We start from the raw sequence: 12,079 nt of genomic DNA on the forward strand, positions 1-12,079 counted from the left end.
AAGCTTTTTAAAAGCTCGATTTATCTCGCTTTACCCTGGATTCCCGCTTGCGCGGGAATGACATCGAGTAGGTTTTGCGAGCCATGCAAAAACACCACCTTTGCAGAAATGGCATCGATCTTTAAGTTGACAACAAATATGGTATAACTCTATCATTCATGAAAAAAATCAATAACAATGCTAATGCCGCATTTTCCGGTGCCGACCTGGAAAAATAACATTAAATATGATCTTGAAAATATAGCAAGACTTTTAAGAGCCTTAGGTAACTCTCATTTAAGGCTTCCTCCCGTCATACATATAGCAGGTACAAACGGTAAAGGTTCAAGCAGTGCTATGCTTAAAAGCATCTTTACGCTTGCCGGTTATAAGGTACATTGCTATACATCTCCTCATTTATTAGAATTTAATGAACGAATCGTAGTAGCAGGTGAGCAAATCTCAGATAATGAATTATGGCAGGTTTGTGAGCAGGTGAGGGTAGCAAGCGAAAAATTTAATATTGAACCTAGCTTCTTTGAGGGTACTACGGCAGCAGCGTTTCTAGCATTTGAGAAAACAAAAGCCGATATATTAATTTTAGAAACGGGACTAGGCGGTCGGTTAGACGCAACAAATATAGTAGAACGACCGTTAATTACTTTAATTACACCTATTTCATATGATCATATGCATATGCTGGGTAATACATTACCCCTAATAGCAGTTGAGAAAGCTGGTATTATGAAGTCTTGCGTTCCTTGCGTTATAAGTATGCAAGCTTTGGAAGTTTATGAAACATTATTTGCAAAGGCTGAAGAGTTAGAAGTACCAAGTTTCTGTTATGAATATGATTTCGATATTAAAAAGACGGACAACGGATTTATTTATTCATCACGAAATTTTACCTATGAGTTTCCGACTCCTTCGCTGCCTGGTGATCATCAATTAATAAATGCTGCAAGCGTTATTGCCTTAATAAGCCTTATTAACAAACAATTTAATATTAATAATGAGGTTATTGCTAAAGGATTACAAAATACTATTTGGCCTGCTAGAATCGAAAAAATAGAACCGAAAAAATATTCTAAATTAATAGGTGATAATGTTCAAATTTGGATAGACGCAGCTCACAATAATAGCGGAGCTCAAGTTTTGGCAAATTGGATGCGTGATAATTTAAAATCATCTATATATTTAATACTCGGTATGACTAAAAATAGAAATATCGAGGAATTTTGCTCTTACTTTAAGGGTTTGACAATTAAAGGTTACGGCGTTAAAGTTTTATCCGAACCGCTAAGCCATAGTGCAGAAACAATAAATTTGGAAGGCAGAAAGAGTGGTATTGATTTTAGCGAAAGCGATTCACTCGAAGAAGCGATTAGTGATATAAAGAAGATAAACGGCGATAATAAAGCAAATATTATAATAACCGGATCGCTTTATTTAGCTTCCGACTTTCATAGGTTACTATGATGTCATTCCTGCGTGGATACTAAATCGTCATTGCGAGCAACTGCAAGGAGCGTGGCAATCTCATACAAGTAGGACTCCTGAGATTGTTGCTGCGTCAAAATTTTCAATTTTTCCTCGCAATGACGTATTGATTCTCGCTATAAATATATAAAAACCAACATAGGAGAAAATAACATGACCTATTGCAACAAATCTAATCAAACCTCATATCCTTTTATCTTACCTGATTTACCTTATGAGAAAGAAAGTTTTAAACCATATTTTACTCTTGAGACTTTTGATTATCATCATGGTAAGCATCATAATGCTTATGTACAAAAGCTAAACAATTTACTCAAAGATAAAGAAGAATTACAAAAAAAAGATTTAGAAGAAATAATAGAATGGTCATCACAAAACTCAAATGCGGCTATTTTTAATAACGCAGCCCAAATATGGAATCATACCTTTTTTTGGCATTCAATAAAGCCGCAGGGCGGAGGTAAGCCAAGCGGTAAAATATTAGAACAAATTAATAAAGATTTCGGTAGTTTTGAAGAGTTTTGCGAACAGTTTAAGCAAGAGGCAGTAGGGCAGTTCGGTAGCGGCTGGGCATGGCTTGTATATCACGATAATAGGTTACAAATTATAAAAACTGCTAATGCCGATATACCTATAGCAAACGGTATGAAGCCGCTTCTTGCATGTGATGTATGGGAACACGCTTATTATATTGATTATCGTAACAAACGACCTGATTATGTTGACATGTTTATTGAGCACATGATTAACTGGAAGTTTGTAGAAGATAACTTAATAAAATAAAACTATGGCTGATATAAAGGTAAGAAAACATCCTATTATTAATAATCTGAAGCAAGAGTCAAAAACTCCTGTAGTTAATGAGCAATCTGATATATTAGAGGAGTTAAAAGACCTAAAAAAAATTCAACAATTTTCTAGCAATCAAACAAAAACATTGCAGGAGTTAGAGCAAGCACAGAAAGCTCCTATCGAATATATAGCTTTTAGTGGAGGAGGAGCTAAGGGAGCAATATATTCCGGAGCTTATGAGGCAGTAAAAAAAGCTGGTATTTTAGATAATGTCAAGGCGGTAGCAGGTTCTTCCGCTGGTGCTATAACTGCCACAGTGGTAGCTCTTGGGACACCGCCTGAGCGATTTGAAGAAATTTCTAAAAATACAAATCTGCAAACTTTACTTGGAAAAAAAGGATTTTCTGCGGGTATAGTACAGTTAAATAAAGACGGTAAACCTTTATATGCTCTATTAGAACTTGTTATTAAAGAAAATATAGGAAATTTTTTACAGAGATCAGATATAGTAAATGTTAAAGATGATAAAGCTCTTGATGAATTAAGAGCAAGATACAACCAAAAAGACGGTAAAATATATTTTAAGGATATAGCGTTACTGCGAAAATACGATCCAGTGCAGTATAAGGATTTAGTAATTACGGCAACTCAACGAGAGACAAGTGAACTAACTATTTTCAATAGCTTTGATACGCCAAATGTTGAAATTGCTTTAGCTTGCCGTGCTTCTGCCTCTATACCGCTTGTTTTTAAGCCGGTAGAAATTGACGGTAAAAAATATGTCGATGGTGGATATAGAGATAATATACCGACAAAATATTTTAAAGGCAATGAACCGGAATTTGATACAAAAGCAGTAACTGATAATATGGAGGAGATTACCTTAGCTAAAAAGCAAGGTAGAACTTTAGCTATGGCTTTTGGTACGGGTATGGAAGCTGATGCAAATATTGCCATATATAGTGCAAAAAAATTCGAAAGCCCAAGTGATATCGTAAAGTTTTTAGCTGATATATTATTTAAGATGCTTGCAAAAGTAGGAGGAAAATTTAAATATACTGAAACCCTAAGAGCAACTAATGAGCAGTTACGTGAAAATGCTTTAAACACTGTTGTTTTAGATACTGCCGGAATAGATACTTTGGATTTCAAAGATGCACAAAAATATTCTGATTATTTGCATATTAAAGGATATTGTCAAACTAGAGAACATTTGAATAATCATGACCTTGGCAAAGAAGCAGATAAAATATTTGACCATCAAAAATTTCTACTAAATGTTTATGAAGTTTATGATAATAAAAATCTACATAAAACATTTGGCACTAAATTATTAGAAATGTTTATTCCGTCAAAAGAAAATAATACTTCTAAATGGCAAGAAAGAGTTATTGAAAATCATGATGATAAAGCAAAGATGTTATTATCATTTTGTAAAGCCGGAGCATTAAACGAAAAAGAATTAAATGAAAAGCTTAAAGAATATGTAGTTGTTGCTGCAACTAGTCGTAATAATACACTAAAAGCCAATACAAACTCATTGAACGCTTTGTTGTATACCTTAAACGATACTGCTGCTTCAAGTAAAATAAAAGATAGTTTCATTGAGGTACTTGGAATAGATAAAAATAAAGATGTAAGATTTGATAAAACTAAAACCTTTGATGAAAATATTGCTAAGTTTAAATTTACTAAACAAGATTTAGAAAGCTTTATAACTAAGAGTAAAAGCGAGGCACCAAAAATTCAAAGAAAACATAGTGTAGCTACAAGTCATGTCAGTGGGGGTGAGTTAGGTGTTTTTATGTCATTCCCACGAAAGCGGGAATGACATCGAGCGGGTTTTTCGAGCCATGCAACAAAGCTCGCCTTTCCTCGCAATGACGGCTACTAAAAAAAATGAATATCGGTAAATTTAAACTAATTGTTTTTGACAAGCTAGACAGTACAAACTCTGAGGCTATGAGAATGGCTCAGAATGCTAAAGTTGATTCAAACTATGCAGTACTTGCCAAATCTCAAACTAACGGACGTGGTAGAAGCGGCAAAAACTGGCAGTCTAGGTCAGGTAACTTACATGTAAGTTTACTAATAAAGCCTGATAAGGAGCTAGAATTATTGCCGCAATTATCTTTTGTTACGGCACTTAGTGTTTATGATAGTATAACCTCTTTATGTCACTCCCATAGTTTTCTATGTCATTCCCGCAAAAGCGGGAATGACATAGAGAACGAAAATAACACTATACAACTAAAATGGCCCAATGATGTATTAATTAACGGTCGGAAAATTGCCGGTATACTTCTTGAATCTGTTAAAGTAGAAAATAATTATTACCTTATTATCGGTATCGGCATTAATATTACCTATCACCCTGATAATATCGACCAGCCTACTACTAGCTTAATAAGCGAAAATCTACCACCTATAGAACCGCAAGCTTTACTTGAGATATTAATAGAAAATTTTGAAGAATATTATCAAATTTGGCATAATAACGGTTTTCCTTTTATTAGAAAAAAATGGTTAGAACATGCTTATAAGTTATATGAAAATATTAGCGTTAAATATCAAAATGATATAGTAACCGGTCTTTTTAAAGATATCGATAATACCGGCAGAATAATATTGCAACTGCCTTCCAAAAAAATAATCTCTTTTTCCACTGCCGAACTTTTTTTTAGCAAAAATATTACTAAATTTAAATTTTAGATTTAATTTTTGTTAACTTATACTTAAGCTCCAATTTAACAAGGTGATAAATATATGCCCGACCCAAGTTATCTGTCTCAAGCGTTTTTAACAAATACATATGAGCAATTAAACGAATTTAAAAAACTTTCTTCTAATAACATTCTTACATTAATGCAAAATTTTTATAAAAATTTACGGGTAATAATAACGCATGTGAAAGTTTAGTAGAATTATATGACGAAGTAATAAAAAAATGCTTAATTATGGACTTCAAAATATAAATATAACACAATTTAGAGATATTATGGTCTTAGTCGGAAGAGAACTTAAGCATGAAAAATGTATAAATACCTCCTTATTGTCAGTAAATATTAATGAAAAATTTCTCAAACCAAGTGTTGTTACTCACGTAAAAACTATTGAAATATGTCAACAGCAAAATAGTGAAGATCCTTTCGCAATTAACGAGGATGAAATTATTGAAAATTTTAATCTCACTCTTGATAGCCTCCGTATATTTGTAACAATAGACTATTCAGGGCTTGTATCCTCAATAACTATAGACGAAGATGAGATAAAATAATAACCTCAGAATATAATTTATGTGTTATAGGGATATGGATTATGAAAGCAAATCCTATTTCAGCTCAAAAATTTATACAACTAACTCCTGAATATTTATATGAAAAAGTTAAAAAATCTTATCAAGATGCTTTACTGGAAGAAGAGATTTCTAAGCGACAAGAAAAATTTGTAGATACCATATTATATTTTCAATGTGCTATGTTTTTAGGAAGTAATGATGCTTGTGCATATTTATCAGAATTTTATAAAAATGGAAATCACCTTGGAATTAATAATGAACAACTAATTAATTTAATAAAAATTGTAATTAATATAGGAAAATCTTTACATCATAGCAAGTTAACAAATTCTGTATGTTTAAAAGATTTTGGGATATCTGCTTACTCTGAACTTAAAGAGCTAGTTATAATAAAAAATGGATATATGAATGCAGTACAGGGAGAATGGCGTAAAATTCCCGTTCCTGAATACTTAATTCTTTCTAATTTAAAATCAATTATAACAGATTTTAATGGCACTTTACCCACTGAGTAACATTTAATTACCGATGAAAGTGTTTTCGAATGTAAAGAAGCAATAATAAAGCCTACTAACGCCCAATCTCAATCTATAACTTCAAAACCAATAGAAGAATATAGAGAGTATGTTAAGAATGATGATTACGGGCTAACAGGCGCAACACACTGCACTATATATTAAAAAAATAAAGGGATAAAAATAATGATAAATAACCAAGATAAAAAATTAACTTCTGATGCAATGTTTACAGCAGCACGAGATCAATATCTAACAGACATCAACCGGCTACTTATTAGATCAGAAACTAATACATTAGAAATGACACCTAAGAACGAAAACATTATATTTATATGTGAATTACATCAAAAAATTAAAAGAAACATTCTCTTGCGGACAAGGGGAGGCAGCTTACTATTTATCTCAATTTTATTATAACGGCTGGTCAATTAAAAAAGATATTATTAAGGGAGATTTTATTCTTTCAATAGGGAAAAAATGCGGTGATCAAAATTGTATGGTTTTGGATTATAAAAATGTCTGAAGGGCTTAAAGTTTTGGCTGTAAAATGTACTAGAGTTATTATAAGCTCCAAGTCAAAATATAAATCAGAAATAACCGATGCAATAAAAAAGGAAGCTGAATCTGCTATTATTGAATGTATAAAAGATACTGAAATAAAAGACATATTCAGTATTATCGATAACACGTCACACAATATATCTAATACTCCGGAGCTATTAACGCAACCTGATACATCGTTAGAATTAAGTGGACCATTAGATAAGCCTAAAAAAAATGATAGTTTAAGCATGTTAATGCTGCTTTCTAAAGTAAATGAACCAACAAAATATAATAATGCTGATAATAAAGAACCTCCACCACCTATCACCTTACAACAGACAGAATTAAATACCGCACAATAAATAGAGATTCTTGGGTTAGGCGAAGATACAGAAAAAAATAATAATTGCTTCGTTAAAAAATGTTTAATTCTATAAAAAACAATAAAATCTTTTATCTATCACCGTGCTTAAGGCAGGTTTAAGACAACAAGAAATGTTTTTTGTTTTTCACGATAAATGGCCTTTTTATACTAAAAAAGCAGTTAATCTATTGTTTGAGTCGGCAGTAGAAAATTTGACCTGTGCTATGCTACTTGGTGAAGAAGAGGCAATATTGCCTCTATCGCGGCTTTATTATAGCGGTGCTATTTACGATACTTTACCAGATTTAGTTTTTGGTCATTATATTATTTTAATAGGTCAAAAACTTGGATATAAATCATGCCAAAATATTTCTTTAAGAATGATTACTAATACTAAGTGTTTAGAAAAGCAGTTAGATAGTCTCGCTATTACTATTACTTTTATAATGATGCAAGGCAAAGAGTCATTACTGAAGCAGAGCTTTTAGAGATAAGCATTGTTACTTTTCCAGCTAATCAAAGTGCTAAAATTTTATATATTACTAAAAGTCAAGATGTAGAATATCAAGATAAAATCAATGAGTTAGAGGCAAAGCTATATAATATGCAAAATATTTTAGAAAGATCAAATAGTATTAATATAGAAAATCAGGAACAAAAAAACTCGTTTATTAATTACGTACGTAAAGGCGAAGATAATGGGCTTATGCACAAGTCATCTCTAAATAAATAGTAGTACGGAAGCAGGGGGCGTTTTAATATTACAGACTTTATATAACAGTATCATCACCGAAATAAATGCTAGATCACCAATGAGGCAGTTAGCTTCGATTGAAACAATTTCTACGAATGCACTTGATATAATAAGCGAGGATGGCAAATTTAGCAGTGGCTAGATTGGGGAAGTAGAAGCTCGAGAAGAGACTCCGGCAACGAAGTTAAAGCAGCAGCGTATTTTTGTTCATGAACTATATGCACAGTCTAAAGCTAGCCAGGCATTACTTGAGGATACGACTATTAGAGTTGAAAATTGGTTCGGTGAAAGATTGCGTGATAGTGTCGTTAAAATGGAAAATAATGCGTTTATCAATGGTGACGGTATAAAAAACCTAGAGATATTTTATCACCTGACCATGATAAAATCGAGAAGATTAAGATGGATAATAAAATTACCGCCGATGGGCTGCTTGATTTTATAAACTCCCTTAAAGAAGAATATTTAGTGAATGCAACTTTGCTCATGAATCGTATTACTTTATCCGAAATTCAGAAGCTTAAAGATCACCAAGGACGTTTTATTTGGCAGTCTTCACCATCCGATTCCTTTAAACAAACTATATTTGGAGTACTGGTAGTTTGTAGCTCCGCTATGCCTCCTATAGATAAAAAGGGCAATGCTATAGCGATAGGTGACTTTAAAGCAGGTTATAAAATAGTAGATAGAAGCGGTATTAATATTATACGTGATCCTTACACTGAAAAGCCTTTTGTAAAGTTTTATGCCGTAAAGAGAGTAGGAGGTGATGATGTGGTGAACCAAGAAGCTATTAAGAGTGGGGTATTAATTAGATATACTTGTATGTCATTCCTGCGAAGGCGGGAATCCATGGTAAAGCGAGATAAATCGAGCTTTTAATATTAAAAATTCAATATATTTATACCTTTTTATTATGTCACTGAATTCCCGCCTTCGCGGAAATGACATAAACGATCCATGCAGGCAACGCCTACAAGTGAGCTAGGATGACATCTTACTTAATTTAAAAGGTAATAAAATGACAAAAACAGTCGTTAAAAATTTTCAGCATCAAGTTAAATTTTTAAAAAATATCGCAGGAGAAGAAATGGAAGAGGATAGATGGGTAGAGAAATTAACAAGCTATGCCGAAATTAAACCACTATGTGATAGTAAATTCCTTGCTCTAGAAAATATAATCTTAGGACGTATAATAACAGAAGGATATTTTTTATTTAAAATAAGATTTATTAAAAATATCACTACTAAAATGCGTATTTTATTTAAAGAACGGGAATTTGAAATTAAACGAATTATTAACGTTGAAGAAAAGAGTAAATTTTTAAATATAATAGCGTTGGAAATATATGTATCATGATTTTATCTATAATTTGCAGCTAAGTTTGTATAAATTACTTATAAACGATAATGAAATCAAAACTAAAATTAATAAAATATATTTTTCTGTTGTTCAGGATGCAAAATGTCCGTTCTTACTTGTTAATATATTGAATGTTAATAATATATCTACTAATGTACAAAATATAATGCAACTGGAATTTGAAATATGTATTTTTACTAATGATAAAAACCGTAATATTGCTCTAAGCCTTGCTAGTAAAATAAGCGATAAAATAGAACATCACTCATTTGAAAATGTTGCTGGTATAAAAACAAATAAAATAGAATTTCAAACTAGCCAAGACTTAGTCAGTACAAAACTGGTAATGAATTATCAGGCATTATTAAAGCAAAAAATAGGAGTATAAAATGCATTTAATCGCAGGGCTAGATATAAGTAGTCTATTAAAATCAAGGAAGAAATTCAAAGAGTTTCGTAAACATTTAGATACATACTGAGCAGAATAAAGCCGGCAGTATCCAATCTTTTGAATTTTGTTATGAACTAGCTTGGAAAACAATGAAACGCTTTTGTGAAAAATCCGGCAAAACACCTTATATTTTAAAGGATGTATTTCGGGAAGCAGCGGTTAGCGGGTTGATTTCCGACCCTAGAATATGGTTTAAATTTATAGAGATTCGTAACATTACGGTTCATACTTATAATGAAAAAAATTTAGAACTAGTAATTAGTATTTTTGATGATTTTTCTGATGCTTTAAATGAGCTTATAAATAATTTGGAGAAATATAGTGGTTCAGATTGAAAAGCAAGATTTGTTAATATTACGTTCTATACTTGGGAAATATCCTTATAAATTTTATGCCTAAGGTTCAAGGATTAAAGGTAATGCAAAAAAATTCTCCGATCTTGATCTTTGTATTTGATATTAATTATGAAGTTTTGCTTGAAATTAGGGAAGCACTAGACGAATCTGATATATCAATACATATAGATATAAAAAGATGGAATATAGATATGAATGAAGATTTTCGCTCTTTAATTAAAAATGATCTTATCCTTTTTAATTAACAGCTCAGGTATCTTATGAATTTTCACGATATACGCATGCCGGAATTTATTGAAAGTTTTGCAGTTGGGAAGCCGGAATTGTCTACTTCTCACGCTATAACTAAATCCGGTAGAGAAGCAAGACATTTAGATCGCAACTATGACTGTCAGAAATATTTAATCAAAAATGCAAGGTTAAGCAGTACGGAATTTGAGCAATTTAATAGCTTTTTTAAAGCAAGACGTGGAAGTAATTTTGCTTTGAGATTTAGGAATTATGCAGATTATAGAGGCATTAACGAAGTTATTGCTAAAGGGGACGGTAATTTAAATAAATTTCAGCTAAGGAAGATATATAGCGATCCTATTGCTCCTTACGAACGAGTTATCACTAAACCGGTTAATAATAGTGTAATTCTATATATTAATAATGTAAGAACTATGGGCATTGTAGATTACAACGATGGTATAGTGACCTTACCAAGTCCCTTAGGTCAAGATGTAATTTTAACTGCTGATTTTACTTTTGACGTAGCAGTTAGATTTAGTATAGATAGCTTTGTAATGACGGTTCTATAGCGTTATCCAACATAGAGTTAGTGGAGGGATTATATGAGTATTGCGATTGAAGAGGTAATTACAAAGCTTACGAATTTTGTTTATTGTTTTCAAATTGAGCGAGCGAGCGGTGAGGAATTACACTTAACAAATAACGATCATGCTATAAAAAGTGAAGAGAGAGTGTTTTTACCGAATTCCGGTTTAGATTTAAAAGAAGCGGAATTTAACGATTCCGCACAAAACCATATATAATCATTGAAGGTATTTTTGAGGAAAACAGCATTACGACGACAATGGACTTAAATAATGCTATTGTTAAAATAATAATACATACTGACAAGGTTTTTGAGCATTTCGTTACATATTATTGCACTTTATATACAAAATACGATTTAAACTTTAAAATACATTTAAAACCCGAAACGGTAAAATATAATCAGACTATAATTAATCGATATGGCAAAACATGTAGAGCAATTTTCGGAGATAGTCAATGTAAAATAGATAAAGTTTATATAGTGGCATATATAAGGTTAAAGAAATGCTCAAGGAAAGTTTAAAAATACTAGATTTAGATAAAGAAAACGGCTATTATAACGGCGGTCAAATTATATTCAGCGAAAATTGTTTTAACAGTAAAGTTCTAAGCAATTTCGGTGATTTGATTATATTAGAGGATATTATACCGGATTATGTTAAAGATGCCGAGGAAGTAAAAATTACTGCCGGATGTGATAAAAATTTTATAACCTGTTGCAATAAATTTAATAATGCTATAAATTTTAGGGACAAACCGCTAATGCCAAAAACAGATTTTATAAATTTAGTATAATCAATGAAACAAAGTTTTATAAAACTAGTATATGCAGAGCTAAAGAATATAATAAATATGAAAAGCTCCAAACAACAGCAAAAAAAAGAAACGCAATTAATTGATTATTTTAAAATAGTTGAAAGTAATATATCATATACATTTCAAAAAATAAAAAAGAAATATGAAAGAGACTAAACGTTTTTTTAACAAAAATAATAGATTAAATAAAGGTTATGCTAAGACTTTTAGTGTAAACGAACCTGATAATAATTTTTACCGTAAAAAATTTGAACATATATTACCGCCAATTGATTTAATCAGTGAGTATGAGAGTATTTATCCCGGTACTTTACAGGAATTAATGCATATGGCACAAAAAGAACAAGCTCATAAGCATGCTATAGACCTAAAAAACTTGAAAATACAGGCAAGAGTCGCTAAATTAACACGAATCTGTTTATTAATATTTGGAATTTGCCTTGTAGTTTCAATTTTTTTAAAAGCTTTCTAAATAAAATTAAAGATAAAATATTTTATTTACTTGTAATTTTAAATAAAATAA

16 protein-coding genes and 4 pseudogenes are annotated in these 12,079 nt (G+C 31.4%); all 20 read left to right on the forward strand.

The window, feature by feature from the left end; translation table 11 throughout:
* The first annotated feature begins 177 nt into the window (after window positions 1–177).
* The 20 genes and pseudogenes from MCI_RS00485 to MCI_RS00575 all read left to right on the forward strand — a co-directional run bounded on the left by MCI_RS00485 (window position 178) and on the right by MCI_RS00575 (window position 12,028).
* On the forward strand, window positions 178–1,458 hold the full coding sequence (locus MCI_RS00485) for a folylpolyglutamate synthase/dihydrofolate synthase family protein (protein WP_014409214.1): 1,281 nt from the start codon (window positions 178–180) through the stop codon (window positions 1,456–1,458).
* A 174-nt stretch (window positions 1,459–1,632) separates the two neighbouring features.
* Window positions 1,633–2,262 (forward strand): superoxide dismutase, encoded by a 630-nt coding sequence (locus tag MCI_RS00490; protein ID WP_014409215.1) that lies wholly within the window; start codon window positions 1,633–1,635, stop codon window positions 2,260–2,262.
* Window positions 2,263–2,266: 4 nt separating this feature from the next.
* The gene (locus MCI_RS00495) at window positions 2,267–4,102 is read left to right on the forward strand and encodes a patatin-like phospholipase family protein (RefSeq protein WP_014409216.1); all 1,836 of its coding nucleotides are present in this window, start codon (window positions 2,267–2,269) and stop codon (window positions 4,100–4,102) included.
* Window positions 4,103–4,170: 68 nt separating this feature from the next.
* On the forward strand, window positions 4,171–4,983 hold the full coding sequence (locus tag MCI_RS00500) for a biotin--[acetyl-CoA-carboxylase] ligase (protein WP_014409217.1): 813 nt from the start codon (window positions 4,171–4,173) through the stop codon (window positions 4,981–4,983).
* Between the two features lie 235 nt (window positions 4,984–5,218).
* The gene (locus MCI_RS00505; RefSeq protein ID WP_014409218.1) at window positions 5,219–5,548 is read left to right on the forward strand and encodes a hypothetical protein; all 330 of its coding nucleotides are present in this window, start codon (window positions 5,219–5,221) and stop codon (window positions 5,546–5,548) included.
* 41 nt (window positions 5,549–5,589) lie between these two features.
* Window positions 5,590–6,084, forward strand: a complete 495-nt coding sequence (locus MCI_RS09260; RefSeq protein ID WP_014409219.1) for a hypothetical protein — start codon at window positions 5,590–5,592, stop codon at window positions 6,082–6,084.
* 485 nt (window positions 6,085–6,569) lie between these two features.
* A complete protein-coding gene (locus MCI_RS09265; RefSeq protein ID WP_232202671.1) occupies window positions 6,570–6,992 on the forward strand; it encodes a hypothetical protein in 423 nt (140 codons plus the stop codon).
* A gap of 103 nt (window positions 6,993–7,095) precedes the next feature.
* On the forward strand, window positions 7,096–7,482 hold the full coding sequence (locus tag MCI_RS08250; protein WP_014409223.1) for a hypothetical protein: 387 nt from the start codon (window positions 7,096–7,098) through the stop codon (window positions 7,480–7,482).
* Between the two features lie 116 nt (window positions 7,483–7,598).
* Window positions 7,599–7,727 carry a hypothetical protein gene (locus MCI_RS10185; protein ID WP_269479126.1) on the forward strand — a complete coding sequence of 43 codons (129 nt, stop codon included), beginning with the start codon at window positions 7,599–7,601 and terminating at the stop codon, window positions 7,725–7,727.
* Between the two features lie 52 nt (window positions 7,728–7,779).
* Window positions 7,780–8,193 (forward strand): annotated as a pseudogene (locus MCI_RS10190) (phage major capsid protein).
* Window positions 8,151–8,492, forward strand: a pseudogene (locus tag MCI_RS10195) (phage major capsid protein); the annotation flags it as partial. The pseudogenes MCI_RS10190 and MCI_RS10195, both read left to right, overlap by 43 nt.
* 277 nt (window positions 8,493–8,769) lie before the next feature.
* Window positions 8,770–9,108 carry a phage head closure protein gene (locus tag MCI_RS00535; RefSeq protein WP_014409224.1) on the forward strand — a complete coding sequence of 113 codons (339 nt, stop codon included), beginning with the start codon at window positions 8,770–8,772 and terminating at the stop codon, window positions 9,106–9,108.
* Window positions 9,098–9,499, forward strand: a complete 402-nt coding sequence (locus MCI_RS00540; protein ID WP_014409225.1) for a hypothetical protein — start codon at window positions 9,098–9,100, stop codon at window positions 9,497–9,499. The genes MCI_RS00535 and MCI_RS00540 overlap by 11 nt, the downstream gene beginning before the upstream one ends.
* Window positions 9,500–9,609: 110 nt before the next feature.
* Complete coding sequence (locus MCI_RS00545; RefSeq protein WP_232202738.1) at window positions 9,610–9,897, forward strand: HI0074 family nucleotidyltransferase substrate-binding subunit; 288 nt, start codon at window positions 9,610–9,612, stop codon at window positions 9,895–9,897.
* A gap of 83 nt (window positions 9,898–9,980) precedes the next feature.
* Complete coding sequence (locus MCI_RS00550; RefSeq protein ID WP_232202672.1) at window positions 9,981–10,163, forward strand: hypothetical protein; 183 nt, start codon at window positions 9,981–9,983, stop codon at window positions 10,161–10,163.
* Window positions 10,164–10,178: 15 nt separating this feature from the next.
* Window positions 10,179–10,771: pseudogene (locus MCI_RS00555) on the forward strand (TIGR02217 family protein).
* Window positions 10,755–10,981: pseudogene (locus tag MCI_RS00560) on the forward strand (hypothetical protein); the annotation flags it as partial. The pseudogenes MCI_RS00555 and MCI_RS00560, both read left to right, overlap by 17 nt.
* A gap of 263 nt (window positions 10,982–11,244) precedes the next feature.
* The gene (locus tag MCI_RS00570) at window positions 11,245–11,535 is read left to right on the forward strand and encodes a phage BR0599 family protein (protein ID WP_041404087.1); all 291 of its coding nucleotides are present in this window, start codon (window positions 11,245–11,247) and stop codon (window positions 11,533–11,535) included.
* A 3-nt stretch (window positions 11,536–11,538) separates the two neighbouring features.
* Entirely contained in the window at window positions 11,539–11,712 is a 174-nt protein-coding gene (locus MCI_RS08760) for a hypothetical protein (RefSeq protein WP_014409232.1), read from the forward strand.
* Window positions 11,699–12,028: a DUF2335 domain-containing protein gene (locus tag MCI_RS00575; protein WP_014409233.1), complete on the forward strand. Its 330-nt coding sequence runs from the start codon at window positions 11,699–11,701 to the stop codon at window positions 12,026–12,028. The genes MCI_RS08760 and MCI_RS00575 overlap by 14 nt, the downstream gene beginning before the upstream one ends.
* Window positions 12,029–12,079 lie beyond the last annotated feature (51 nt).

It is taken from the genome of Rickettsia montanensis str. OSU 85-930, from assembly GCF_000284175.1.
In the GTDB taxonomy this organism is placed as follows: Bacteria; Pseudomonadota; Alphaproteobacteria; order Rickettsiales; family Rickettsiaceae; genus Rickettsia; species Rickettsia rickettsii.